Origin of the sequence: Halomonas sp. YLGW01 (assembly GCF_014840935.1) — a bacterium.
Lineage (GTDB): Bacteria > Pseudomonadota > Gammaproteobacteria > Pseudomonadales > Halomonadaceae > Onishia.
In genome coordinates this window covers 1,728,740-1,752,195 of the sequence record NZ_CP062005.1, presented here as the reverse complement: position 1 = coordinate 1,752,195, position 23,456 = coordinate 1,728,740, and the positions used below count along the sequence as shown (strand labels likewise).

Here is a 23,456-nt window from a genome sequence, read left to right as displayed (position 1 = left end):
AACGTCAGGAGAAAGCTATGACACGTGTCAAGCGTGGCGTCGTTGCACGTCGCCGTCACAAGAAAATCATGAAGCAGGCCAAGGGTTACTACGGTGCGCGTTCACGCGTCTTCCGCGTAGCCAAGCAGGCCGTCATCAAGGCCGGCCAGTACGCGTACCGTGACCGTCGCGTCCGCAAGCGTCAGTTCCGTGCCCTGTGGATCGCGCGTATCAACGCTGCTGCCCGCAACAACGGTCTGTCCTACAGCCGCTTCATTGCCGGTCTTAAGAAGGCTGGTATCGAGATCGACCGCAAGGTGCTGGCCGATCTCGCCGTTCACGAGAAGGCCGCCTTTGCCGCTATCGTCGAGAAGGCCAAGGCTGCTCACTGAGTGAACTGATCATTTCGACGTGCGATTGCCATGACGATGACATATCGGCTGGCAGGGCACGCGTGAAGGTCGCAGGGGAAGAGCAGCCGCTCTTCCCCTGTTTTTTTATATGACCCTGTTGCGGTGTGGTTCATCGACATCGCAGCAGCGCATTCGGAGCTCAACGGATGGACCACCTTCCCAACCTGGTCGCCGAGGCGCGCGGCGCCATCGACGCCGCCCAGGACATCCCGGCGCTCGATGAAGTGCGGGTGCGTTACCTCGGCAAGAAGGGTGACATCACGGCCTTGCTGAAGGGGCTCGGCAAGCTTCCCGCCGAGGAGCGGCCGGCCGCTGGCGAACGCATCAACCAGGCCAAGCGTGAGCTGGGTGACGAGCTGGATCGGCGGCGTGCGCTGCTCGAGAAGGCCGAGCTCGATGCTCGCCTGGCGGCAGAGCGCCTGGACGTGACCCTGCCCGGACGCGGGCAGCCCGGAGGCGGCCTGCACCCGGTGACGCGCACCCTCGAGCGTATCGAAGGCCTCTTCACGCGGATCGGCTTCGATGTGGCGGTCGGACCCGAGATCGAGGACGACTACCACAACTTCGAAGCCCTCAATATTCCGGCGCATCACCCTGCGCGGGGCATGGCCGATACCTTCTATTTCGACGCCACTCGCCTGCTCCGCACCCATACCTCGCCGGTGCAGGTGCGGACCATGAAGGATGAAGAGCCGCCGATCCGCATTGTCTGCCCGGGACGGGTATATCGCAGCGACTCGGATCTGACCCATACTCCGATGTTCCATCAGGTCGAGGGGCTGCTGGTCGACGAGGACGTCAGCTTTGCCGATCTGAAGGGTACTATCGAGGACTTCCTGCAGGCCTTCTTCGAGCGCGAAGATCTATCGGTGCGCTTCCGTCCTTCCTACTTCCCCTTCACCGAGCCGTCCGCCGAAGTCGACATCCAGTGCGTGATGTGCGGCGGCGACGGTTGTCGCGTCTGCTCCCACAGTGGCTGGCTCGAGGTGATGGGCTGCGGCATGGTGCACCCAGAGGTGTTTCGACATGCCGGTATCGATACCGAGCGCTACAAGGGCTTTGCCTTCGGCATGGGTGCCGAGCGGTTGGCCATGCTGCGCTACGGCGTCAACGATCTGCGCCTGTTCTTCGAAAACGACCTGCGCTTCCTGCGCCAGTTCGCCTGAACCCCTGACTGCAGAACACAGGACATGTCATGAAATTTTCCGAACAGTGGCTGCGTGAATGGGTGTCGCCGCAGCTGGCGACCCAGGCATTGGCCGATCAGATCACCATGGCGGGCCTGGAAGTCGATGCCGTCGAGCCCGTCGCGGCTGCCTTCCAGGGCGTGGTCGTGGCCGAGGTCATCGACAAGGCGCAGCATCCCGATGCCGACAAGCTGAATGTTTGCCAGGTGACCGATGGCGGCGACGAGCCCGTCCAGGTCGTCTGTGGCGCGCCTAACGTGGCGGTGGGCCAGAAGGTTGCCTTCGCCCGTGTCGGCGCCGTGCTTCCCGGTGATTTCAAGATCAAGAAGGCCAAGCTGCGTGGCGTCGAGTCTCGCGGCATGATCTGCTCGGCCTCCGAGCTCGGGCTCGAGGAGGAGACCTCGCCCGGCATCATGGAGCTGCCGCTTGATGCGCCGGCCGGTGAGGACTTTCGGGCCTGGATGGGGCTCGACGACAGCACCATCGAGGTCGACCTGACCCCCAATCGTGGCGATTGCCTGAGCCTGAAGGGCATGGCACGCGAGGTGGGGGTGCTCAATCGCCTGGCGGTCGAAGGCCCGGGCATCGCCCCGGTAGCACCGACCCATGACGAGACCTTCCCGGTGGAGGTGCGTGATGGTGAGCGCTGTCCGCGCTATATCGGTCGCTTGATCAAGGGCGTCGATGTCAGCGCCGAGACCCCGCTGTGGATGGTCGAGCGCCTGCGTCGCAGCGGTGTTCGTGCCATCGACCCGGTCGTCGATATCACCAACTACGTGATGCTCGAGCTGGGCCAGCCGATGCATGCCTTCGACTGTGCCAATCTTGATGCGCGTGTCGAGGTGCGTCTCGCGCGCGCGGGCGAGCAGCTGACCCTGCTCGATGGCCAGGAGATCGCCCTGCGTGACGATACCCTGGTCATCGCCGATGCTCGCGGTGCCCTGGCGATCGCCGGTGTGATGGGCGGCGAGCATTCCGGAGTGAATGCCGAGACCAGAGATATCTTCCTCGAGTCGGCCTTCTTCACCCAGCTTGCCGTGGCTGGACAGGCCCGCAGCTACGGCCTGCATACCGATGCCTCACATCGCTTCGAGCGCGGCGTGGATCCGGAGCTGACACGGGATGCCGTGGAACGGGCGACCGCCTTGCTGCTCGAGATCACCGGCGGCGAACCCGGCCCGCTGATCGAAGCGGGCCAGGCTGAGCATCTCCCCGCACCGCGCCAGATCACCCTGCGTCGCGGACGGCTGGAGCAGGCCCTGGGGCTGTCGCTGCCGGCCGAGGATGTGGCTGAAATGCTCGAGCGTCTGGGCATGCAGGTCGAAGCCGACGATGCCGCTTGGCATGCGGCGGTCCCGAGCTGGCGTTTCGATGTCGCCATCGAGGAAGACCTGATCGAGGAAGTCGCGCGTATTCACGGCTATAACCGCTTGCCGGTGCGTCGTCCCCAGGCGCGTCTGGGCCTGCGTCCGGATGGCGAGGTGCATCAGCCGCTGGCCCGCCTGCGTCGTCAAATGGTGGCTCGTGGCTACCAGGAAGCCATCAGCTACAGCTTCGTGGCGCCTGAGCTCCAGAAGACGCTGATGCCGCAAGCCGTGTCTCCGGCGCTGGCCAACCCGATCTCCAGCGACATGTCGGTGATGCGGGCGAGCCTGTTCCCGGGGCTGATCAAGGCGCTTGAGCACAATCTCAATCGCCAGCAGAACCGGGTGCGGTTGTTCGAAACCGGTCTGGTCTTCCGTGGTGAGCTCGACGATCTGTCCCAGATCCCGATGATGGGGGCTCTGGTCTGCGGCAGTCGTGACCCGGAAGGATGGTCTGCCCGCAAGGACAAGGTCGACTTCTACGATCTCAAGGGCGACCTGGAGAGCCTGCTGGCCATGGGCGGCGAGCCCGAGGCCTGGCGTTTCGAGCCCGGTGAGCATTCGGCACTGCATCCCGGGCAGACGGCGCGTGTGCTGTACCGTGGCGAGGAAGCCGGCTGGATCGGCACCCTGCATCCGGCGGTTCGGGCGGAGCTCGGGCTCAAGGTGGAAGCCGTGCTCTTCGAGGTGCGCCTCGATGCCTTGAGTCAGGGGCAGCTACCGGCCTTCACGCCGCTGTCACGCTATCCGGAAGTCCGCCGTGATCTGGCGATGCTGGTCGAGGAGACGCTGCCGGTCCAGTCCTTGCTTGATTGCCTGCGTGAGCAGGCCGGGGAGTGGCTGACCGAGCTCAACCTCTTCGATGTTTATCAGGGCAAGGGTGTCGAGGAAGGGTGCAAGAGTGTGGCCCTGGGCTTGACCTGGCAGCATCCATCGCGCACGCTGAATGATGAGGAAATCAATCAGTTAGTCGATGCAATCGTCACCGAATCCGGACAGCGCTTCGGCGCGCGGCTGAGAAGCTGATCCACTTGCCGCCAAGCCTTGAGCCGGAAGAAGCGACGCTGCCATCCTGCACGAGGGAATGACCATGGGTGCGTTGACCAAGGCGGAGCTGGCCGAACACTTGCACACCGAGCTCGGTTTATCCAAGCGCGAGGCCAAGTCAATGGTGGAGGCCTTCTTCGAGGAAATCCGCAGTTGCTTGCGGGAGAACGAGCAGGTCAAGCTGTCCGGGTTTGGCAACTTTGATCTCCGGGACAAACGCGAGCGACCGGGCAGGAATCCCAAGACCGGCGAAGAGATTCCGATCTCCGCTCGTCGTGTGGTGACCTTCCGGCCCGGCCAGAAGCTCAAGGCACAGGTCGAGGACTTCAAGGGTCCCTTGACCTATTGAGCGGCAAGCCGACGATGTAACAATGAAAAAGGCGCCATCCCTTGGGGTGGCGCCTTTTCTTGGTCTTGCCACCAGGCAAGTCGTGTCCTGTTGTGGCCCGCGACAGCAGTGATGCCCCCAAATGCTCTAGACGGCTCCGTTTTCCATCGCATAGGTGATCACGACCTTGATCACATAGCCGAGCATGCCGGCCCCGAGCACGATGAACAGCATGATGGTGCCGAACTTGCCGGCCTTGGACTTGCGGGCCAGATCCCAGATGATGAAGCACATGAAGAGGATCAGGCTGCCGATCATGAGGGGAGTGATCCACGCCTCGAAGGTCTGCTGCATCTTGTCTCCTAGAGTGCGTAAACGCGCGAGTATAACGCCTTGACAGGGAATCGACACTTGGCCGGACCATGGCGAGTGGCTGGGATTCGGCTGACGCAAGGATTATGGTAATATCCGAGTAAATTTCTCAAGCAAAGCAGATTCATGTCCATGCTGAAGATTTTCGTTGGCACCATGTATGGCGGCGCCCTCGACGTCGCCGAGCAAGTCAAGCCGCTGTTCGAACAGGCCGGTTACGAGGTCGCGATCTTTGACCAACCGAGCCTCGAGGATCTGACCGGCTCACCTACCGATCTGGCGCTGTTCTGTGTCTCGACCACGGGCTCCGGGGACTACCCCGGCAACTTCGTTGCCTTTGCCCGAGCACTGCAGGATCAGGGCGCCGACCTGTCGTCCTTGAACTATGGCCTGATCGCTTTGGGCGATAGCTCTTACGTCGATAGTTTCTGTGGCGCCGGGCGAGCGTTGGATGCGCTGCTTGCCGAATATGGGGCACAACGCCTGGGCGAGCGTCTCGAGGTGGATGCCATGGAAACCTTCATGGCCGATGATGCGGCACTGCCCTGGGCCGAGGAGTGGATCGAATCCCAGCAGCTGGCGGTGTCCTGATGACGGCCTCGGCAACGCCCGAGAGACTCAGTGTGCTGACGGGGCTGGTGCTGGTGATGCTGGCTAGTGTGCCTCGCTACCTGCTCGAGGGCCATGAGACTCGCCTGACCTTGCTGATGATGGCCGCAGTGGTGGTCATCGTGGTCGGTGGCCTGCACTGGCGGCTGATGGAGCGCGGAGCACGCCGACAGCTGCCAGTGCTGCTGAAGCGGCTGGTGGTCTGCCTGCTGGGAGGAGGGTGTCTGATGGCCATCTGGCAGGGGCTCAGCCTGGGTGGTCTCGATGGCGTCCTGTTGCTTGCACATGGCGCGGCGTTGGGGCTGCTGCTGCACGTGGTTGGCCTGCCATGGCGCCGTCAAGCAAGGGATTGAAAGCGGTTAACAGATCAAACGAAAAGGGGCTCGGATATCGAGCCCCTTTTTCATGGGTGTGCGGTCGCTTATCTGAACGATCTCATCTTCAGCCGAGGGTGTAGCAGGGTTCGTAATTGCTGCCGGGCAGCTTCATGCGTCCCTGCTCGACGAAGGAGGTCAGCAGCTCGTCAAGGCGTGCCATGAGATCGGGTTCGGCATGCAGGCGGAAGGGACCGTGGGCTTCGATGGCACGAATGCCGGGTTCCTTGACGTTACCGGCGACGATGCCCGAGAAGGCGCGGCGCAGGTTGGCGGCGAGCTCATGAGTGGGCTGGTCGCGGTGCAGCGCCAGGCCGGCCATCGCTTCATGATCAGGCTCGAACGGCTCCTGGAAGTTACGATCGATGTTGAGCCGCCAGTTGTAGTAGAAGGCATCCTGATGCGTGCGTCGGAACTCGGCGACCTCGTCGATGCCCAGGCGCATGGCCTTGGCCACACTGGTCGGATCATCGATGATGATGCGGTAGCGCTCGCGAGCCGCCTCACCGAGGGTATAGGTCAAGAATTCGTCGATCCGCTTGAAGTAGTCGGCACTGCTGGCCGGTCCGGTGAAGATGACTGGGAAGGGGATATCCCGATTCTCCGGGTGCAACAGGATGCCCAGCAGGTACAGGATCTCTTCCGCGGTGCCGACGCCGCCCGGGAAGACCACGATGCCATGACCGACCCGGATGAAGGCCTCGAGGCGCTTCTCGATGTCCGGCATGATGACCAGTTCATTGACGATGGGGTTCGGTGATTCGGCGGCAATGATGCCCGGTTCCGAGATGCCCAGGTAACGCCCGTGAGAACGGCGCTGCTTCACATGCGCTACGTTCGCCCCCTTCATGGGGCCTTTCATGGCACCGGGACCGCAACCCGTGCAGATGTCCAGTTCGCGCAGTCCCAGGTGATAGCCGACCCGCTTGGTGTAATCGTATTCCTCGCGGGAGATCGAGTGGCCGCCCCAGCACACCACCAGGCTTGGGTCCTGAGAGGGTTTCAGGGCGCCTGCCTTGCGCAGGATATGGAAGACCGCATTGGTCGTGCCTTCACCGGTGCTCAGGTCGAAGCGCGGATGCGTCTGGATCTCGTTGTAGACGTAGACGACGTCGCGCACCACCGACGACAGGAGTTCGCGGATGCCGCGGATCATCTTGCCGTCGACGAAGGCTTCGATGGGGGCATTGCTGATCTTGAGGCGTAGGCCGCGATCTTCCTGTAGCACCTGGATGTCGAAATCACGGTAGGTCTCCATCACCGCGAGTCCATCATCGGTCATCTTGTCACTGTTGAGTACGGCCAGCGCGCAGCGACGCAGCAGGTCGTGCAAGCCTGACGCCGAGGTGTCGCGCAGTCGATTGACCTCGTGCTGGGATAGCACCTCGAGGCTGCCTTCGGGAGACAGCGTCGTGGAAATGGTCTGGGGCATGGGCGGGTTCCTTGTTATGCCGCGTCGGCCTGGGCACAGGCCTGTGCCAGCAGGCGGCGAATCTCATCCTGGTCTTGTGCGCTCATGGCATCCTGGCCAAAGGTGCCTTCCAGCCACTCGTGGAAAATGGCATCGAAGTCCTCGGCCAGCACCTCCTCAGGATCATATTCCACCATTTCCATGACCAAGGGAATCTGTGGAATCAGGTAGCCCAGCGGAAACAGCTGTTCGTCACTGGCCTGGCGCTCCATGGCCAGCAAGGCGTCGTGAATGGCGTCGGCACGCCGGGCGAGAGGGTCTGACATGGGGCTGAAATCTCCGTTGGCTTTGCCTGACGATGCTAACACGTCACCCGGCCACCCGCAGCGCTGCGGGGTGGCCGTCGATCTGGTATCATGGGATGCCAAGATTTGCCCTCTTACCCGTATCGAGTGCGTCGCTGCTTCATGTTCAATGCCCAGTATTTCCGCACCTTCATTACCCTCGTCGAAACCGGCAGCTTCACGCAGACCGCTCGTCGGCTGGAGATGACTCAGCCCGGGGTGAGCCAGCATATTCGCAAGCTGGAACAGTATCTGCAGAAGTCACTCCTGATCCGTCAGGGGCGTCGGTTTACGCTGACGGAAAGCGGGCGTCGGGCCTATGATTATGCGCTCAAGCTGTTCGCCGAACACGAGCACTTCCGCCACTCCCTGGATAATGAATCGCTGGACTCCGGTGATTGTCGTATTGCCTCTCCGGCCAGCATCGGCATGATGCTCTACCCCTTTATTCTCGGTTACCAGCAGATGCATCCGGGCCTGACGGTGAGTTACAGCTTCAACGTCAATACGGCCATCACCCAGGAAATGATCGCTGGGCGCCATGATGTGGGGATCGTCACGGAAGCCGGCCGTCATACCGAGCTGCATTACGCGCCATGGCATCAGGAGCCGTTATGCCTGGTGGTGCCCGCCGACTTCACGGGCACGACCCTGACCGATCTCGCAGCATTGGGGTTCATGAACTACGCCGATGGGGTGCATCACGCTACCCAGCTCCTGCGAGCCAACTTTCCCGGCGAGTTCCGTTCCATGAGTCGCTTTCCGCGTCAGGGGTACACCAACGAGGTCTCGATGGTCATGGATGCCGTGGCGCGTGGTCTGGGATTCAGCGTGGTGTCGCGTCCGGTGCTCGAGACGTCGCCCTGGCAGCGTCAGGTCAAGGAGCTGTCGTTGCCTCAGCCGGTGTACGAATCCTTCCACCTGGTGACACCGTCGGGCGTCGAGACGCCGCGTCGCTATACCCGCCTGCTGGATGAGTTCCTGGAACAGCGGCGACATACGCTCTACGGCTTCCCCGAGGAGCCGCATTTCGACAGTCACAGCTGAGGCCATGGGCGTGGCCCACCTGGGCCAGTCGGCGGGGTCGACGGTCTGACGCGTTTTTTCCCCATTTATGAATAGGCCCCGGCAATCTGGATTGCCGGGGCCTTTGTCCTTCTGAGACCTGAATCAGTCGCGATATTCGTCGATGCTCGGGCAGGTGCAGATCAGCTGGCGATCGCCCTGCACGTTGTCGACGCGGTTGACCGAGGGCCAGACCTTAGCGGCCTTGACGGCCGGGGAGGGGAAGGCACCGACTTCACGGCTGTACGGCCGCTCCCAGGAAGCATCCATCAGGTCCGCCATGGTGTGCGGCGCATGCACCAGCGGGTTGTCCGTCGCCGGCCATTCGCCGCTTTCGACCCGCGCCACTTCCTTTCGGATGCTGATCATGGCGTCACAGAAGCGATCGATCTCATACCGTGACTCCGACTCGGTGGGCTCGACCATCAGCGTGCCCGGTACCGGGAAGGACATGGTCGGCGCGTGGAAACCATAGTCCATCAGGCGCTTGGCAATATCTTCCTCGCTAATGCCGGACGCTGCCTTGAGCGGGCGCAGGTCCAGGATGCACTCATGGGCCACGGTGTCGTGACGGCCCTTGTAGAGGATCGGGTAGTGTTCGCCGAGGCGAGAGGCGATGTAGTTGGCGTTGAGGATGGCAAGCTCTGTTGCCTCGCGCAGGCCTCGGGCGCCCATCATCTTGATATAGGCCCAGGAGATCGGCAGGATCGCCGCGCTGCCGAAGGCCGCCGCCGAGACCGCACCGCAGTCCTTCTCCACGCCAGGAATCGGCGTGACGACGTGGTTGGAAACGTAGGGCGCCAGGTGTGACTTGACGCCGATCGGGCCCATGCCCGGGCCACCGCCGCCGTGCGGAATGCAGAAGGTCTTGTGCAGGTTCAGGTGACTGACGTCGCCGCCGAAGTCGCCGGGACGGGCGATGCCTACCTGGGCGTTCATGTTGGCGCCATCGATGTACACCTGGCCACCGTGGTCGTGCACGATCTGGCAGGCCTCGCGTACGCCTTCCTCGAACACGCCATGGGTAGAGGGGTAGGTGAGCATGATCGCCGACAGGGCGTCGCTGTGCTTCTCGGCCTTGTCGCGCAGGTCGGCAAGGTCGATGTTGCCGTCCTCATCGCATTCCACCACCACGACCTTCATCTGAGCCATGGCGGCGGATGCCGGGTTGGTACCGTGGGCCGAGCTCGGGATCAGGCAGATATTACGCGCGCCTTGTCCTTGAGCCTCCTGGTAGCGGCGAATCGCCACCAGGCCGGCATACTCGCCCTGGGCGCCGGAGTTGGGCTGCATCGAGATATGATCGTAGCCGGTGATCTCGACCAGGAAGGCGGCCAGCTCGTCGATCATCTGGTGGTAGCCCACCACCTGATCATGCGGAGCAAAGGGATGAATGTCGGCAAATTCCGGCCAGGTGACGGGGATCATCTCGCTGGTGGCATTCAGCTTCATGGTGCAGGAGCCCAGCGGAATCATCGCATGGGTCAGCGACAGGTCCTTGTTCTCCAGGCGCTTCAGGTAGCGCAGCATCTCGGTTTCGCTGCGGTAACGGCTGAAGGTCGGGTGCGTCAGGAAATCGCTGTCGCGCTGGCAGGCGGCGGGGATGCCGCTCTTGCCCTGGGTCACCACCTCGTCGTCCAGCGCCGGCACCGAGAGGTCATGTTCCTCGCCGAGCAGCACGTCGAAGAGCACGCCAAGATCGGCGGCGGTGGTGGTCTCGTCGAGGCTGACGCCGATGTCGCCGCCCTCGAAGTAGCGCAGGTTGATCTCGTGAGTCATCGCCCGGCCGTGGATCTTGCCGGCATCAACGCCGGTCAGGCGCAGGGTGTCGAACCAGCTGTCATGTGCGAGCTGGACGCCTTTGCGGGTAAGGCCCTCAGCGAGGATGGTGGTCAGGCGGTGAATGCGCCCGGCGATGGTACGCAGGCCTTCGGCGCCATGGTAGACGGCGTAGAAGCCGGCGATATTGGCCAACAGCGCCTGGGCGGTACAGATGTTGGAGGTGGCCTTCTCGCGGCGGATGTGCTGCTCACGGGTCTGCATGGCCATGCGCAGGGCCTGATGGCCACGGCTGTCCTTGGAGACGCCGATGATGCGGCCCGGGATCGAGCGCTTGAGCTTGTCGGTGGTGGCGAAGAAGGCCGCATGCGGGCCGCCGAAGCCCATCGGCACGCCGAAGCGCTGGCTCGAGCCGATGACGATGTCGGCGCCGAGGCTGCCCGGCTCCTTGAGCAGCACCAGGCTCATGATGTCGGCCGCCACACAGGTCATGATGCCGCGGTCCTTGGCGCTTTCCAGCAGCGGGGCCAGGTCGCGAACCTCACCGCTCTGTCCCGGGTACTGCAACAGGGCGCCGAAGACGTCGTGAGAGGCAAGCTCCTCGGCCGGGCCGGTGATCAACTCGAAACCGAAATAGTGGGCGCGGGTGCGCACCACGTCGAGGGTCTGCGGCAGCACGTCGTCGGCGACGAAGAAGGCCAGAGTCTTGGCCTTCTTGTTGGCACGCTTGCACAGCGCCATGGCCTCGGCGGCGGCGGTGGCCTCGTCCAGCAGCGAGGCGTTGGCCAGCTCCATGCCGGTCAGGTCCATGACCACCTGCTGGAAGTTGAGCAGGCCTTCCAGGCGGCCCTGGGCGATTTCCGGCTGATACGGGGTATAAGCCGTGTACCAGCCCGGGTTTTCCAGCACGTTACGCTGGATCACCGCCGGCAGGTGAGTGTTGTGATAGCCCTGGCCGATGTAGGTCTTGAAGACCCGATTCTGGCGCGCCAGGCGCTTGAGGTAATCGAGGGCCTCGGCCTCGCTGCGCGGCGGGTCGAGGTCAAGCTCCCGGCCCAGGCGAATGGCACTCGGCACGGTCTGTTCGATCAGTGCGGCGATACTGTCGGTGCCCAGTTCTGCGAGCATGCCGGCAATATCGTCCTGGCTGGGGCCATTGTGGCGTTGGATGAATGCATCGTGGCTGGCCAGGTCGGCCAGGCGGCGAGTATCGAGTGCCATGAAACACCTGTGCGGTTGATCGAGCGAAGTGGCCAAGCGGGCCGGAGAGCGAGCGGGCCGTTGCGATTGATGGCGCGGGCGAGAGGGCACCCGCGCCGGGGATGGACTCAGTCCTGGTCGGCTTCGGCGACCTTGGTGTAAGCGTCGGCGTCGAGCAGCTTGTCCAGTGCGCTTGCGTCGGCGAGCTTGAGCTTGGCGATCCAGCCACCCTCGTAGGGCGCCTCGTTGACGGTTTCCGGCGCATCTTCCAGCGACTCGTTGACTTCCAGCACTTCGCCCGCCAGCGGTGCGTACAGATCGGAGGCGGCCTTGACCGATTCGATGACACCGAACTCTTCGCCGGATTCGAGCTCACGGCCGGTTTCCGGCAGATCGACAAAGACGACATCGCCCAGTGCTTCCTGTGCATGGTCGGTAATGCCGATGGTGACGGTGCCGTCTCCGTTGTCCAGGATCCATTCGTGGCTTTCGGTGTAGCGCAGGTTGGCAGGGATAGTGCTCATCGCGATTTCCTATAAGAAAAAGGTTTACCTGGAAGAGAATCGTAACGTCCTTCGCGACGTTTGGCGAGTCCCGGTGACGTCGATTCCCACCACAGCGGTTGCTGCTTTCGTCTTATCTTAGGCCGATTTCCGGCGAGGTTCATCTCCGCCGGAGCGACAGCGTGCTGTGCATGGCACGGATCGGCATGATGCGGTATATAACGCTACGCTAAGACGGACGAGGCCTCCAGCGTAGCCGCCCTGGCAAGCCGGTCCAACGAAAGTGGGCTTGCTCGGTGTGGCGGGTCGCTATAAGGTAAAGTTGTTTCTGATAGGAAACAATTTCCCCTGGTGCTAGAAAGGGTGCCTTAGTCGCGTGTGGAGGCAAATTACTGGCTTTTTCCATGGCAAATAAGACAAATTGATAAACCTTCGTGCTGGTTTTTGCGCGTTTATCAAAAAAATCACATGGGAGGCTGGAGCAAAGATGGGGGGTTCCGCTATGGTGATGCTGGTTCGTACATCGGCTGTTACGTCATCACGCGGACGGCCCATCATGAGGCCTGAGGCAATGCACCTCGGTGCATAACAACAATGAACGACGGGAGAATAACCGTGGAAGCAATCACAAGTTTCTTTTCAGCAATCGAAGGCGTGGTGTGGGGGCCGCTGATGCTGGTCCTGCTGCTGGGGGTAGGCCTGTATCTGCAGGCGGGCCTCAAGCTGGTGCCGATTCGTCGCCTGGGGACCGGCTTCTCACTGCTCTGGAAAGGACGGGAAACCAGTAAGGGAGACGAGGGTGAGGGTGAAGTCTCGCCGTTCAACGCCCTGATGACCTCGCTGTCTGCCACCATCGGTACCGGTAATATCGCCGGTGTGGCCACGGCGATCTTCCTCGGCGGACCGGGCGCGGTCTTCTGGATGTGGATCACGGCCCTGGTCGGCATGGCCACCAAGTTCTCCGAAGCGGTGCTGGCGGTGCGCTACCGCGAGGTAGATGAGGCGGGTGATCACGTTGGCGGCCCGATGTATTACATCCGCAATGGCCTGGGCAAGAAGTGGGCCTGGCTGGGCGGCGCCTTCGCCTTCTTCGGTGCCGTGGCCGCCTTCGGTATCGGCAACACCGTGCAGTCCAACTCGGTGGCCGCCGGCCTCAAAGAGTCGATCGGTCTTCCGGCCTGGGTCACCGGCGTGGTGATCATGGTGCTGGCCGGCGCCGTCATCCTCGGTGGTATCCGTCGCATCGCCAAGGTGGCCGGTAAGCTGGTGCCGATCATGGCCATTGCCTACGTCCTTGCGGGCATTCTGGTGCTGATCATCAACGCCGATGCCATCGGCAGCGCACTGGGCCTGATCTTCGGTCACGCCTTCTCGCCGATCTCGGCGGCAGGTGGTTTCGCCGGGGCCGCCGTGGCCAAGGCCATCCAGTTCGGGGTGGCTCGCGGGGTCTTCTCCAACGAGGCTGGCCTGGGTAGCGCACCTATCGCCCACGCTGCGGCGCAGACCAAGAACCCGGTGCGTCAGGGCCTGATCGCCATGCTGGGGACCTTCCTGGACACCATCGTGGTGTGCTCGATCACGGCGCTGGCCATCCTGACCTCCACCCAGTGGACCAGCGGCGAGACCGGTGCTGCACTGACCTCCCTGGCCTTCGATGAATCCCTGCCGGGTGTCGGACAGTACATCGTGTCCTTTGCGCTTGCGGTGTTCGCCTTTACCACCATCCTGGGCTGGGCCTTCTACGGCGAGAAGTGCATCGAATTCCTGTTCGGTGTGCGCGCCATCAAGCCGTATCGCATCGTCTACATCGTGGCGATCATGGCCGGTGCCGTGGCGCCCCTGGACTTCGTGTGGCTGATGGCCAGCGTCTTCAACGCCATGATGGCGTTCCCCAACCTCATCGCTCTCGCGCTGCTGTCGCCGGTGGTCTTCAAGCTGACCAAGGACTACTTCGACGGCAAGCCGGTCCTGCCCGGCGAAGAGCTCAACAAGTAAAGCAAGGCCGCGACCGCCCTGGCGGTCGCGGCGCCTGCCATCAGCAATGTACGGGATGAACCAAGCCGATGAACGAACTACACAAGACTCCGCTTCATGACCTGCATGTCGAGCTCGGCGGCAAGATGGTGCCCTTTGCGGGCTACTCGATGCCGGTGCAGTTTCCGCTGGGCGTGAAGAAGGAGCATGAACACACGCGTGCCGCCTGCGGCCTCTTCGATGTCTCCCATATGGGGCAGGTGCTGGTGACCGGCAGCGATCCCGCCACGGCACTGGAGACGCTGGTCCCGGCCGACATCCTGGGCCTGCCGGCAGGCATGCAGCGCTATGCGCTTTTCACCAACAACGGCGGCGGCATCCTCGATGACCTCATGGTGGTGAATGCGGGGGATCACCTCTACCTAGTGGTCAATGCCGCCTGCAAGGAGCAGGACATCGCGCATCTGCGTACCGGGCTCGGTGGCGATCACCAGGTCGAGGTGCTGGATCGTGGGCTGCTGGCCCTGCAGGGGCCGAAGGCCGCCAGCGTCATGCAGCGCCTGTGCCCTGAAGCCTGCGAGATGGTCTTCATGCAGCATGGTCGTTTCGAGATCGACGGGATCCCGGTGTGGATCAGCCGTGCGGGCTATACCGGCGAGGACGGCTTCGAGATCTCGGTGCCGGCCGAGCAGAGCGAGGCATTGGCGCGCCGGCTGCTGGCCGAGGACGAGGTCGAGGCGATCGGCCTGGGCGCTCGCGACTCGCTGCGCCTGGAGGCCGGGCTATGTCTCTATGGCCACGATATCGACACCACCACCACGCCGGTGGAAGGGGGGCTGATCTGGGCCGTGAGCAAGCCGCGTCGTCGTGGCGGCGAGCGCGCCGGGGGCTTCCCGGGCGCCGATATGGTGCTGCATCAGGTCGAGGCCAAGGACCACCAGCGCAAGCGGGTAGGGCTGGTCGCCGAAGGGCGGGCCCCGGTCCGTGAAGGTGCTGAGCTCTATGATGCCGAGGATCGCAAGATCGGCGTGGTGACCTCCGGCGGCTTTGGTCCCACGGTCGGCAAGCCCGTCGCCATGGGCTATGTCAGCATCGATCAGGCGGCCATCGATACGCAGGTCTTTGCCGATGTACGCGGCAAGCGCCTGCCCATGACCGTTACCAAGACGCCGTTTGTGACCCCGGGTTACTACCGGGGCTGAGAGATCGGTACCGTAGAGGTCGACTAGAGCACGGCCTTTATTGGATATACCGTTATCTTGCGTGTAGCAATACGAATCAGCCGCTTCCCTTGGGAGGCGGCTTTTTCGTTTATTGCCCTATCTCTTCTCTGAACCGCGGCCAGGTCGACGCCCACAAATGGTCAAATAGCCGACAAGGTCATGCCGCAGGCGCCGGGGAACTCACTATGCTGTGGTCATCGCGGCGAGAAAAGTGATGACACTGGCGCCATGCGTCGGCGGCTCGAGGACGGTCGATGAGCAAGGAACGCGCAAGGTCAGGCACCAGCTGGCATGACATGCCCTCCGACAGCGTCATGCAGGCCCTGGATGCCACCCCGCATGGTCTGTCTTCTCAAGAGGCCGAGACACGTCTTGGTCGCTTCGGGACGAATCGCCTGCCGGCTGCGCAGAAACGCAGCGCCTTCGTGCGATTTCTGCGCCATTTTCACAACATTCTCATCTATGTCCTGATCGGCTCCGCCGTCATCACCGCGGCACTGGGCCATTGGGTCGATGCGCTGGTGATCCTGGTCGTAGTGATTGCCAATGCCGCGATCGGGTTCTTCCAGGAAGGCAAGGCCGAAAGGGCCATGGAGGCCATCAGCGGCATGCTGGCACTGAAGGCCTCTGTCGTGCGGGATGGCGCTCGGGTGATCATCGAGGGCGAGACGCTGGTGCCAGGCGACCTGGTCATGCTGGAGGCGGGAGACCGGGTGCCGGCCGATGTGCGACTGATGGAGGTCAATGGCCTTCAGGTGCAGGAAGCCATCCTCACGGGGGAATCACTGCCTGTCGATAAAGGGAAGGTGCCGGTGGCGGTCACCGCTCCCCTTGGCGACAGGGCATGCATGGCCTATAGCGGCACGCTCGTGACCAGCGGCATGGGGCGCGGGCTCGTCGTTGCCACCGGGAGCGAGACGGAGATCGGACGTATCAGCGGCATGTTGTCCAGGCTAGAGACCCTCTCGACACCGCTGATCACGCAGATGAACGTATTCGCCCGCTGGTTGACCCTCGTGATCCTGCTCATCGCCCTGGTGCTGCTGGGGGCCGGGTATCTCACCGGGCCCTTTGGCTTTGACGAGATGTTCATGGCCGTGGTGGCGCTCTCAGTGGCCGCGATTCCCGAAGGCTTGCCCGCCGTCCTTACCATCACGCTGGCGGTGGGCGTACAGGCGATGGCAAAACGCAACGCCATCGTCCGGCGGCTCCCCGCTATCGAGACACTGGGATCGATATCGGTCATTTGCACCGACAAGACCGGTACCCTCACCCGCAACGAGATGATGGCGGCAACCGTCATCACCCAGGCCCATGTCTTCTCCCTGGAGGGCATGGGCTACGAGCCGAGCGGCAAGCTGAGGCTTCACGACGCCGAGGTGAGTCCAACCGAGCACCGGATCCTGGAAGAACTCGGCCGGGCGGCCTTGCTATGCAACGATGCGGCCCTCCATGAGCGCGACGAAGGCTGGGTCGTGGCCGGCGATCCCATGGAAGGCGCCTTGCTGGCGCTATCCGGTAAGCTCGGCCTCGATAGAGCAGACATCATGGCTAGCTGGAGGCGCACCGACGTCATCCCCTTCGATGCCCAGCATCGTTTCATGGCGACGCTCAACCACGACCACGAGGGGCATGCCTTCATCCTGATCAAGGGTGCGCCGGAGACGATCATCGCGATGTGCGACAGGCAGTGCATGGGGGACGATCGCATCGGCGCCATCGAGCCGACCTACTGGTATCACAAAGCACAGGAAACGGCAGCTCAGGGACAGCGTGTGTTGGCCTTTGCCCATAAGCCGGTGGCTCCCGAACACACCGTGCTGGAACGAGTGGACGTCATGGATGGCTTGATCATGACCGGTCTGGTGGGGCTGATCGATCCGCCGCGCCCCGAAACGATCGCGGCCATCGCGGAGTGTCATGGTGCGGGCATCGACGTGAAGATGATCACGGGGGATCACCAGGGCACGGCCGTCGCCATCGGCAGGCAGGTTGGACTGCGCCACCCGGACAAGGTGCTGACAGGGGCCGATCTCGACGCCATGGACGAGGCTGCCCTGGCAACGGCTGTGCTGGAAACCGATGTCTTTGCCCGTACGAGCCCGGAGCACAAGCTCCGGCTCGTCATGGCCCTGCAATCTCATGGCATGACGACGGCCATGACCGGCGACGGCGTCAATGATGCGCCAGCGCTCAAGCGCGCCGACGTCGGCATCGCCATGGGCCGCAAGGGGAGCGAAGTCGCTAAGGAAGCGGCCGAGTTCGTGCTGGCGGATGACAACTTTGCCTCGATCGTGGCCGCGGTGAGAGAAGGGCGCACCGTCTACGACAACATCAAGAAGGTCATCAGCTGGACGCTGCCGACCAACGCAGGCGAGGCCATGACCATTGCCGTGGCCCTGCTCTTCGGCATGACGCTGCCGATCACGGCCATTCAGATTCTGTGGGTCAACCTCATCACGGCGATCACGCTGGGCCTCGCCCTGGCCTTCGAGCCGACCGAAGAGGCGGCGATGCATCGGCCACCGCGGGCGAGGCATCAGCCGCTTCTGACCCGGGAGCTGGCCTGGCATATCGTGCTGGTGTCGGGCCTGTTCCTGGGCGGCGTCTTTGGCATGTATTCCTTCGCCATCGAGAAGGGCTACTCCGTCGACCTGGCACGCACCATCGCTCTCAATACCCTGGTGGTGATGGAAATCTTCCATCTGTTCTTCATTCGCAATCTACACGGCGGCGCTCTTGGCTGGCGATCCCTGCGGGGCACGAGAGTGGTCTGGGCCACCATCTCCGGCGTGACCGTCGCCCAATTCGCGATTACCTATCTTCCGCCATGTCAGGCGCTGTTTTCCACCGTGGCCATACCGTTACGCGACGGCATGGTGATCGTCGGGGTCGGCATCGTGCTGTTTGCGGCCCTCGAGATCGAGAAGCGGTTGCGCCAGTGCATTCGGCGGCGTCTCGAGGCGGGGAGGGCCTGATCCGTACACGGCCAGGAGAAGCGAGCCTGGATAGGTGGTTCACCGACCGTAAATCCGACGAAAGGTCAGGCTGATGCGCGTGCCGGGTAACTTACGGGGCAGCAGGGCGTGCTGCAGTTGTCGCTGGGTACCGGGCCCCATGACCAGCAGGCTGTCATGAGGCAGCCAGACATTGAAGGCGTCCACGCGTCGATCTCGCCAGCGAAATCGCAGTGGCCGCTCGGTGCCGAGGCTTACGGCGGCGATCAGGGGATCGTGTCCCAGTTCGGGTTCGTCGTCGCTGTGCCAGCCCATGCGGTCGTCACCATCGCGGTAGCGATTGAGCAGGACGCTATTGAAGCGCTGGGGCGAGCCGGCGGCTGCCAGCGCCTCCTCGATGGCGACCTTGATCTCCCAGACGCCTGGATGCCACGCGCTGGGAACGAAGTCCCGACCCGAGTAGCGGTAGGCGGCATCCTCATCACCCATCCAAACCTGTCTGCGTGGGATGGGATGCTCGCGTCCATACAGGGTCAGGCTGGGCCGCTGCCAGGCGAGCTCGCGATCCACTTGCTGAAAGAGCGCATCGGCGCGTGCGGCGCCGAGCAGGCCAAGCCCGAGCATCAGAGGGGGATGCTCGAGCAGGCAGTGCCAGCGCAGTGGGGAAGAGAGCAGGTCATTCATGCCGCTAGCATGCCATTCATGGTCGCGGCTGTCCCGGGGGCGGGTCAGACCGCCGGCGTCAGCAAGGTGAGGCTGGCCAGGGCAAACATGACGCCGATCAGTCCGCCGCCGATCACATCGCTGATGTAATGCAACCCAAGCCCCACCCGCGATGCCGCGATCAGGGCGGCCAGCGGCGCCACGATCACCAGCAGCCAGGGCGTGGAGGCGGCGGTCAGCAGGGTAAACATCACCGCATGCATGGTATGCCCGCTGGGAAAACTGTAGCGATCGCGGGGCGGCTCGGTACAGGGAATACACGCGAAGGTGATGGAGGGGCGTTCGCGGCACAGCCGTGTCTTGACCAGGCGATAGAACAGCAGAGCCACGACTGCCGTCAGGCTGAACTGCACCAGACGCTGCCAGCCCAGGGTGTCATCCAGCAGGGGCTGCGCCAGGATCAGTGCCACCCAGGCCGGCCAGTCGCCGAGCCGGCTGGCGAGCCGTAATGTTGCTAGCGGCAGCAGTCGGGTATTACTGGCACTGGCCAGCCGGTGGCAGAGTTTCCACTCGAGCAGGTCGAGTCGTTCAAAGACGGCAGGCGTGCGTGGCGTCATCGGAAATCTCCTGAAGCGAGCGGAGGATGTGCAGAAAGTCATCGGCGATTCGGTCCCAGCTCTGGTCCGCCACCCGCGCTCTGGCCTGCCGGCCCAGCTGGCCATAACGGGCGGGGTGCTGGCAGAGGGTGGTGGCGTGTTCGATGAAGGTATCGTTGTCCCCGACAGGGGCGGTGAGCCCCTGCCGGCCCGATACGATCAGCTCGCTGGCGGCGGCATGATCGAAGGCCACCACCCCCAGGCCGCTGGCCATCGCCTCGGCGACCACGTTGCCGTAGGTCTCGGAGCAGGAAGGGAAGACGAACAGGTCGGCGCTGGCGTAGTGGCGGGCCAGTGTCTCCCGGTTGACGAAACCGGTAAAGATGGCATCCGGCAGGCGTCGCTGCAGGCTTTCCCGCAAGGGGCCGTCACCGACCAGTACGGTGATCAGGTCCGGCTGCGCCCGCTGCATCGCCTGCACGCTGTCCACCAGCAGGTCGAGGTTCTTTTCACTGGCCAGGCGTCCCACATGCAGCGCCACCGGCTGGTGCTCACCGGCGCCCCAGGACCGGCGAAGCGCCGGGTCGCGCTTGCCGGGCGAGAAATGGCGTGCATCGATGCCTCGGCTCATGACCTTGACGTTGGCGAAGCCCTGAGCCGTGAGCATCCGTGCCTGAGACGCCGTCGGCACCAGGGTGGCGTCGGTGCGATTATGGAAGTGGCGCAACACCGCCGAGACGGTGCCTTTCAGCCAGCCGAGGCCGTAATCCCCGACATAATGATCGAAATTGGTATGAAAGCCGCTCGCGACCGGCAGTCCCAGTCGTCGCGCCTGGCGGAGCGCCGACCACCCGAGCGGCCCTTCGGTGGCGATGTAGACCACATCAGGACGCCGCGTCTGCCACAGGCGCCGCAGGGTGCTGCCTGCAGGCAGTCCGAGCTTGACCACCTGATAGCCGGGCAGGTGAACCCCCTTGACCTGGAGCTCATCCGTGATCTCTTCGGCCTGGCTGCCGTCGTCGGGCCGCGGCCGTACCAGCTGCAGCGTGATGTTGCGTGCAGCCAGCTCGCGGCTGATGTGGCTCAGCGTATGCGCCACGCCGTTGATATCCGGCGACCAGGTTTCGCTGACGAGGCAGATGCGCATAGGGCTCGTGTGTCCTGTCCATGAGTCGTGATGACAGCATCACGCAGGCCAATGACAGGACAGGGACGAAATGGTGAAGGCTGCATGACGGCCTCACCGGTCGGGTGAATAGGGGCTCAGGTCTTTCGGGAACTCACCCGATTCGCCTTAAAGCGGCGCCAGCTGAGCCTGACGCGCTTCCAGACCTTGGTCATCGTCCACAGCAGCGGGATGCCGAGCACGAGCCAGGGCGTCAGGAAGACCACCACCAGCACGACCTGCCCCAGCGACTCGAAGAACAGCGAGACGCTACGCTCCAGTGCCCGCCACAGCGGCGCCAGCGGGCCGTCGTCGCGACGTTCGGCCCACCGCTGTTCACGCTGACGGACCTGCACGAGAACGGTGTCGGTCACATGGGCAAGATGATTCATCTGCCCTCGCATCGACTCGATCTGGCCCTGGACCCGGGCCAGCTCACGCTCGACCTGCAGCAGATCATTGATGGAGCGCTGATCGAACTCTCGGCCCTGGCGTGCCAGCTCCATGAGGCGATCGCGCAGTGCTTCCTGCTGCTCCAGGCGGGCCTGGAGATCGATCATCTGGCGTGATCGATCATCACGATGGACCTGGGCGGACTCCAGGGCAGGGGAAGCCTCGATCAAGGCGATCACGCCACTCCCGGCCATGGCCTCGCGCGCCAGCCGCAGGTTGAGCGAGGCGGAGGCCAAGCCTTGGCGGGGATTCTGTACGGCCGAATTTTCGACCTGACAGGCGTCATCAGCCGAGCAGATGGACAGGATGGCGCGATATTCCTCCCGAAGAGGCGTGGCCTCGCCGTAGCGCAGGTCGTAGCTGCGACGTTCCTCGATGCGCCGCTGTGCGTCGCCGGTGGTATCTGCCGCCACGCTTTCCTGCATCTTGGCGCCGGCGGGGGCGCTGGCCTGCATGGAACTCAACTGAGGCGGGGCTGTGCGTTCGGCCACGAGTTGGTGAGACGAGCGACCTGACTCTTCATCGAAGCAGCCACCGAGCATCATGATGGAGCCGGCAACGGCCAATAGGCGGATCGATCTGGGCATATTGCCCTCCTTGGCAAAGTGTCCCACCTAGCGGAGTATCCGGCGGGGGTCGATGGGCTTGCCGGCGCGGCGCATATCGAAGAGTAGCTGGTGACCCCCATCGCCGTCGCTTGCCCGGCATAGCGTCGTGCCTCGACTCACTTGTTCGCCGACACTAACCGCAATCGATCGGCACAGGGCATAGACGCTCTGCAGATTATCGGCATGGTGCACGATCACAACCCGTCCCAGCTGGCGCATGCTGCCGGCAAAACGGACCTCGCCATCGGCCACGGCCAGGGCCTCGTCCGACGTGTCGCTGGCCAGCAACATGGGTTGCAGGGTGCCGCGTGCATCCTTGCCGAATGGCCGAGCGACCCGGTGATCCGCAAGGGGCCAGGGCCAGCTGCCGGAGGATGACGGCAAGGGGGCCGGGGTGCTGGGCGGCGAGGTCTGGGCAGGCGAGGAGGATGGCCGGGAGGCGACACGACGCGTGGGGCTGACATCCCTCAAGGGCACCTGGATCAGCTGGCCGACCCGCAGCGACGAGGCATCGACGCCGGGATTGGCCGCGCTCAGGCGACTGGACCGGGTCCGAAAGTGCCGGGCGATGGCCGAATAGGTGTCGCCGGGACGCACCTGATAGCGATAGGGGCCACCATGGGGCGCGCGCTCCTGCTGGGTCGGGATCAGCAGGCGCTGGCCGATGGCCAGCGAGCGGGCCTCGACGCCCGGATTGAAGCGTTGCAGTCGCTTGAGGGGCACATCGGCCTGCCGGGCCAGTTCGCCGAGAGTGTCGCCGCGCTGCACGCTGATCCAGTTGCCGGGTGTGACCGGCTGGCCCCACCCCCCGGAACTGGCACAGCCGGCGAGAAGCACTAGTACCAGTAAGGCGGCGAGGCTCAGGTCTTGGCGTCGAGGATACGATCCTTGTCGTGCCACAGCGCGTTGATCCATGTCTGGAAGCGTTCCTTGTAATCCGGGTCCTGATGATAGTCGCCGCCCGGCATCCAGGTCGGGACCTCGAGCCGTCTCACGCAGACCCGGATCGCGCCCTCGCGGCCGCAGAGAAAGCGCCAGAAGGTGGGCTCTGGTTCGGCATAGTCGATGGTCACGTCGAGAATGCCGCTGAGCCGGTGGCCCATCAAGCCGATGACCTGGGCAGTGCCGCCGGCCTTGGGTCGCAGCAGGTGGCGATAGGGGCTTTGCTGGGCGTCATGCTTGGCCGGCGTGAGCCGGGTGCCCTCGACGAAGTTGTAGATCGCGGTGGGCATGTCCTGCGCCCGTTCGCACATGCGGTGGGTGGCCTCGCGGTCACGCCGGGCCAGGTCGGGATTCTTCTCGAGGACCTCGCGGGAGTAGCGCCGCATGAACGGAAACTCCAGCGCCCACCAGGCTAGCCCGATGACCGGAATCCAGATCAGTTCCCGCTTGATGAAGAAGCGCGGAATCGGGATGCGCCGATGCAGAGCCATCTGCAGCATGAAGATATCGGTCCAGCTCTGGTGGTTGGCGATGACTAGCCACCAGCGGTCGGGACTGAGCTCTTCCGGCACCCGGATCTCGAGGTCGGGCTCGAGCCAGTGGCGCATCCACCACAGGTTGAAGCCGATCCACTGCACGGCGATCGCATTGAGCACCTTGAGCAGCTGGCGCTGCAGGGGGCGGCCGGGGGTGATCAGCTTGAGCAGGATCAGGATGAGCAGCGGAATCGCCCAGAACAGGGTGTTGATCACCAGCAGCAGCAGACTGACGAGCCCTTTGAGGGTCGACATGCGTTCTCCTTCAACGACTTGGCGCAGGCGACCAATGCTACTGCATGTCCCGGGAACTGCCCAGCAGCGGGATCAACGCCGTGGCCCCGACTGACCGTCGATCACGGCT

The 23,456-nt window shown here is 63.6% G+C and carries 21 protein-coding genes; 10 read left to right on the top strand and 11 right to left on the bottom strand.

The window, feature by feature from the left end; all coding sequences use genetic code 11:
• Nucleotides 1-17 precede the first annotated feature (17 nt).
• The 4 genes from rplT to ihfA all read left to right on the top strand — a co-directional run bounded on the left by rplT (nt 18) and on the right by ihfA (nt 4,339).
• Complete coding sequence (gene rplT / locus IEJ03_RS08120) at nt 18-371, top strand: 50S ribosomal protein L20 (protein ID WP_092524137.1); 354 nt, start codon at nt 18-20, stop codon at nt 369-371.
• 167 nt (nt 372-538) lie between these two features.
• Nucleotides 539-1,558 (top strand): phenylalanine--tRNA ligase subunit alpha, encoded by a 1,020-nt coding sequence (gene pheS, locus IEJ03_RS08115; RefSeq protein ID WP_192034327.1) that lies wholly within the window; start codon nt 539-541, stop codon nt 1,556-1,558.
• 29 nt (nt 1,559-1,587) lie between these two features.
• Complete coding sequence (gene pheT, locus IEJ03_RS08110; protein ID WP_192034325.1) at nt 1,588-3,969, top strand: phenylalanine--tRNA ligase subunit beta; 2,382 nt, start codon at nt 1,588-1,590, stop codon at nt 3,967-3,969.
• A gap of 64 nt (nt 3,970-4,033) precedes the next feature.
• Nucleotides 4,034-4,339, top strand: coding sequence for an integration host factor subunit alpha (ihfA, locus tag IEJ03_RS08105; protein ID WP_192034323.1), 306 nt, complete (start codon nt 4,034-4,036; stop codon nt 4,337-4,339).
• Between the two features lie 126 nt (nt 4,340-4,465).
• Here ihfA and IEJ03_RS08100 read toward each other — a convergent pair whose 3' ends face one another.
• Nucleotides 4,466-4,672, bottom strand: a complete 207-nt coding sequence (locus IEJ03_RS08100) for a DUF2788 domain-containing protein (RefSeq protein WP_192034321.1) — start codon at nt 4,670-4,672, stop codon at nt 4,466-4,468.
• A 144-nt stretch (nt 4,673-4,816) separates the two neighbouring features.
• On the opposite strand from IEJ03_RS08100, the gene IEJ03_RS08095 reads away from it, so the two are divergent.
• Together IEJ03_RS08095 and IEJ03_RS08090 are read left to right on the top strand one after the other, a co-directional pair.
• Nucleotides 4,817-5,281, top strand: coding sequence for a flavodoxin domain-containing protein (locus IEJ03_RS08095; RefSeq protein WP_192034319.1), 465 nt, complete (start codon nt 4,817-4,819; stop codon nt 5,279-5,281).
• Nucleotides 5,281-5,652 carry a hypothetical protein gene (locus IEJ03_RS08090; RefSeq protein ID WP_192034317.1) on the top strand — a complete coding sequence of 124 codons (372 nt, stop codon included), beginning with the start codon at nt 5,281-5,283 and terminating at the stop codon, nt 5,650-5,652. The genes IEJ03_RS08095 and IEJ03_RS08090 overlap by 1 nt, the downstream gene beginning before the upstream one ends.
• Nucleotides 5,653-5,740: 88 nt before the next feature.
• Here IEJ03_RS08090 and ppnN read toward each other — a convergent pair whose 3' ends face one another.
• A complete protein-coding gene (gene ppnN, locus IEJ03_RS08085; RefSeq protein ID WP_277950321.1) occupies nt 5,741-7,105 on the bottom strand; it encodes a nucleotide 5'-monophosphate nucleosidase PpnN in 1,365 nt (454 codons plus the stop codon).
• 14 nt (nt 7,106-7,119) lie between these two features.
• Nucleotides 7,120-7,410, bottom strand: coding sequence for a hypothetical protein (locus tag IEJ03_RS08080; protein WP_192034316.1), 291 nt, complete (start codon nt 7,408-7,410; stop codon nt 7,120-7,122).
• A gap of 141 nt (nt 7,411-7,551) precedes the next feature.
• On the opposite strand from IEJ03_RS08080, the gene IEJ03_RS08075 reads away from it, so the two are divergent.
• Nucleotides 7,552-8,475, top strand: coding sequence for a LysR family transcriptional regulator (locus tag IEJ03_RS08075; RefSeq protein WP_192037243.1), 924 nt, complete (start codon nt 7,552-7,554; stop codon nt 8,473-8,475).
• A 123-nt stretch (nt 8,476-8,598) separates the two neighbouring features.
• Here IEJ03_RS08075 and gcvP read toward each other — a convergent pair whose 3' ends face one another.
• Together gcvP and gcvH are read right to left on the bottom strand one after the other, a co-directional pair.
• Nucleotides 8,599-11,493, bottom strand: a complete 2,895-nt coding sequence (gcvP, locus tag IEJ03_RS08070; RefSeq protein WP_192034315.1) for an aminomethyl-transferring glycine dehydrogenase — start codon at nt 11,491-11,493, stop codon at nt 8,599-8,601.
• 107 nt (nt 11,494-11,600) lie between these two features.
• A complete protein-coding gene (gene gcvH / locus IEJ03_RS08065; RefSeq protein ID WP_192034314.1) occupies nt 11,601-11,996 on the bottom strand; it encodes a glycine cleavage system protein GcvH in 396 nt (131 codons plus the stop codon).
• Nucleotides 11,997-12,590: 594 nt separating this feature from the next.
• Between gcvH and IEJ03_RS08060 the strand changes: the two genes are divergently transcribed.
• From IEJ03_RS08060 to IEJ03_RS08050, 3 genes are all read left to right on the top strand, one after another.
• Entirely contained in the window at nt 12,591-13,970 is a 1,380-nt protein-coding gene (locus tag IEJ03_RS08060) for a sodium:alanine symporter family protein (RefSeq protein WP_192034313.1), read from the top strand.
• Nucleotides 13,971-14,038: 68 nt separating this feature from the next.
• Entirely contained in the window at nt 14,039-15,151 is a 1,113-nt protein-coding gene (gene gcvT, locus IEJ03_RS08055; protein WP_192034312.1) for a glycine cleavage system aminomethyltransferase GcvT, read from the top strand.
• A gap of 275 nt (nt 15,152-15,426) precedes the next feature.
• A complete protein-coding gene (locus tag IEJ03_RS08050; RefSeq protein ID WP_192034311.1) occupies nt 15,427-18,150 on the top strand; it encodes a cation-transporting P-type ATPase in 2,724 nt (907 codons plus the stop codon).
• A 39-nt stretch (nt 18,151-18,189) separates the two neighbouring features.
• On the opposite strand, the gene IEJ03_RS08045 is transcribed toward IEJ03_RS08050, so the two are convergent.
• The 6 genes from IEJ03_RS08045 to IEJ03_RS08020 form a co-directional block, all read right to left on the bottom strand.
• On the bottom strand, nt 18,190-18,813 hold the full coding sequence (locus tag IEJ03_RS08045; RefSeq protein WP_192034310.1) for an alpha-ketoglutarate-dependent dioxygenase AlkB: 624 nt from the start codon (nt 18,811-18,813) through the stop codon (nt 18,190-18,192).
• Between the two features lie 44 nt (nt 18,814-18,857).
• Complete coding sequence (locus tag IEJ03_RS08040; protein ID WP_192034308.1) at nt 18,858-19,409, bottom strand: phosphatase PAP2 family protein; 552 nt, start codon at nt 19,407-19,409, stop codon at nt 18,858-18,860.
• Nucleotides 19,381-20,535, bottom strand: a complete 1,155-nt coding sequence (locus IEJ03_RS08035; protein WP_192034306.1) for a glycosyltransferase family 1 protein — start codon at nt 20,533-20,535, stop codon at nt 19,381-19,383. The genes IEJ03_RS08040 and IEJ03_RS08035 overlap by 29 nt, the downstream gene beginning before the upstream one ends.
• A gap of 116 nt (nt 20,536-20,651) precedes the next feature.
• Entirely contained in the window at nt 20,652-21,593 is a 942-nt protein-coding gene (locus IEJ03_RS08030; protein ID WP_192034303.1) for a DUF4349 domain-containing protein, read from the bottom strand.
• Nucleotides 21,594-21,620: 27 nt separating this feature from the next.
• Nucleotides 21,621-22,529: a M23 family metallopeptidase gene (locus tag IEJ03_RS08025; protein WP_192034302.1), complete on the bottom strand. Its 909-nt coding sequence runs from the start codon at nt 22,527-22,529 to the stop codon at nt 21,621-21,623.
• A complete protein-coding gene (locus IEJ03_RS08020) occupies nt 22,475-23,347 on the bottom strand; it encodes an acyltransferase (protein ID WP_192034300.1) in 873 nt (290 codons plus the stop codon). The genes IEJ03_RS08025 and IEJ03_RS08020 overlap by 55 nt, the downstream gene beginning before the upstream one ends.
• Between the last annotated feature and the right edge of the window lie 109 nt (nt 23,348-23,456).